Consider the following 2,296-nt stretch of genomic DNA (forward strand, 5'->3'; position numbering starts at 1 on the left):
CAAATCAACTCAACAAGGAATTCTTTGAGGACGCCATAATGCGTCACAATCATCCGGAATTGTTTGAGACGGTACCTGTCAGCCGCAGTTTATTCGATACCTTCAATGAATATCTTGACACCACACAGGATGGTACAAAACTGTCAAGCCACTATAAAGTGTTGGCCCGGCTGTTGGATAGATATGAGAAATACAAGCGAAAATCAACCCGGCAGAAATTTCAGTTGACTCTCGAAGATTTTAACGGGGCGATGGTTGACGATTTCAAGCAGTTTGTCATTGATGAGCCCAGAATCTATGAGAAATATCCATCCATATATAAGGACGCATCAGATGTTGTGGAGACAAAGCGCAAGCCTCGCAAGCCGGAGCAGCGTGGCCACAATGCCGTAATTGCCATTATGAAACGGCTTCGTGCTTTCTTCAACTGGTGTGTGAAGCGTGGATACATCACTCGCACTCCGTTTGCCTCCTGCACAAGTATCGGCGCGGAGAAATATGGTGTGCCGTATTACATCACATTGGAGGAACGTGACAAAATTGCTGACCGCGATTTTTCATTCAAGAAATCGCTGGAGGTGCAACGCGATATTTTCATCTTCCAATGCCTTATCGGTTGCCGAGTGTCTGACCTTATGGAACTGACACCCGAAAACATTATCAATGGCGCGGTAGAGTATATGCCCAACAAGACAAAGGGAGAGCGACCGGAGGTTGTGCGTGTGCCACTGAACAGTCGTGCAAAGGCTCTTGTCAGGAAATACAAAGGAGTGGATGAGAAGGGTCGATTGTTCCCATTCATCAGCACACAGAAATACAATCAGGCAATCAAGGATATTTTTACACTTTGCGGTATCACACGTGTTGTCACTGTCCTCAATCCCAAGACCGGCGAAGAGGAGCGTAAACCGCTGAATGAAATAGCGAGCAGCCACATGGCACGGCGCACATTCGTCGGCAACCTCTATAAGAAGGTTAAAGACCCAAGCCTTGTCGGAGCATTGTCCGGTCACAAGGAAGGTAGCAAGGCCTTCGCCCGCTACCGAGACATCGACGAAGACATCAAGAAAGAATTGGTCAATCTCCTTGATTGACAGAGATTAATTTCTGAGAATCAGAATAATTTGCTAATTTTGCATATGGATAAGACAAAAGACACCCCATATATCGTAAGAGTTAAGGATTTCAGAATTGACTCTGATTACTCATCATGGCTTTCTGATATAATAAAGCGATATAGGGAGGCTCAGATAAAAGCGGCTCTAAAGGTTAATTATGAAAAATTGCAATTCAACTGGAGCATTGGACGTGACCTTGTAATACGGAAAGCAGAGGAACGTTGGGGCTCAGGAGTTGTTGAGCAACTTAGCTTTGACTTGCAAGATGCTTTCCCTAATGAAAAAGGATTCAGTAGCCGCAATATGTGGAGGATGAAACAATGGTATTTGTTTTTCTCCACATCTGAAGCATCCGAAAAACTGCCCCAACTTGGGGCAGAATTGCAAAATGCTGAAATCCAATCATTAATAAAGCTGCCACAGGTTGGGGCAGAATTGAACGAAGATAGTTTGCCAATGATTCTCGGACTTGTGCCATGGCGTCATCAGACAGACATTGTAACCGGATGCGAATCGTTAGACGAAGCCATTTTCTATCTAAAAGAATGCGTAACAAGAGGATGGAGCCGTCAAACGTTGGCAAATTCAATGAAGGCCAAATTATATGAGAAGCAAGGCAAAGCCATCTCAAACTTTCCAAAATACCTGCCGGAAGCGCAAAGCCGACTTGCGCAGGAAATTACTAAAGACAACTACGATTTCAGTTTTGTGACAGTCCCTGAGAATTATCAGGAAGAACAGTTGGAAACAGCTCTTGAGCAGAACATCACCCGTTTTCTTCTCGAACTTGGAACCGGATTTGCTTTTGTTGGTCGGCAGAAAGAGTTTATCGTCAATGGCCGTAGCCGACGTATTGATATGTTATTCTATCATATCAAACTGAAAGCATATGTGGTTGTAGAACTCAAAATAAGGCCATTTGAACCGGAATTTGCAGGTAAACTCAACTATTATGTAAGTGCAGTCGATGAATTATTGAAAGGACCCGATGATAATCCAACCATCGGATTGCTGATATGCAGTGACAAGGATGAGACTGAGGTACGTTGGGCGTTCAGGGGCGTACATACACCGATGGGAGTGGCTTCTTATGACAATGTCAATACCATTAATGAAACGAATCTATTACCTTCTGCTGAGGAACTTCAAGCACGTATTCGTTTGGTAGAGGAGAAGAT

2 protein-coding genes are annotated in these 2,296 nt (G+C 44.1%); both read left to right on the plus strand.

What is annotated here, in order from left to right; genetic code table 11:
- On the plus strand, positions 1-1,094 hold a 1,094-nt coding region (locus C5O24_RS12690; RefSeq protein WP_107681929.1), incomplete at its 5' end, for a site-specific integrase.
- Between the two features lie 45 nt (positions 1,095-1,139).
- Positions 1,140-2,296 (plus strand): PDDEXK nuclease domain-containing protein (locus C5O24_RS12695; RefSeq protein WP_107681930.1); only part of this gene is annotated, 1,157 nt, incomplete at its 3' end.

It is taken from the genome of Paramuribaculum intestinale, from assembly GCF_003024925.1.
GTDB lineage: Bacteria > Bacteroidota > Bacteroidia > Bacteroidales > Muribaculaceae > Paramuribaculum > Paramuribaculum intestinale.